General features: G+C 65.7%; 1 protein-coding gene. It reads left to right on the forward strand.

Annotation, left to right across the window (positions count from 1 at the left end; translation table 11 throughout):
- The coding region (locus LH128_RS30440; protein ID WP_008833539.1) for a molybdopterin cofactor-binding domain-containing protein at positions 1-213 on the forward strand (213 nt) is incomplete at both ends.

Below are 213 nucleotides of genomic sequence, written 5' to 3' on the forward strand. Positions count from 1 at the left end.
TTCGACGAAGCCCGCCCTGACGCCCGGCCCGCGATGTTCATGGGCCAGCCGCTGCATGACGAGAAGGGCAAGGCGAAAGCCGCGCTGGATACAGCAGCCGTGCGCGTCGATGCGACCTATCGCACTCCGCGCCACAATCACAATGCGATCGAGCTGCACGCGGTGACGGTGACCTGGCAGGATGATGTCCTGCGCATCCACGACGCCTCCCAG

The sequence above is a fragment of the Sphingomonas sp. LH128 genome, from assembly GCF_000293195.2.
Lineage (GTDB): Bacteria > Pseudomonadota > Alphaproteobacteria > Sphingomonadales > Sphingomonadaceae > Novosphingobium > Novosphingobium resinovorum_A.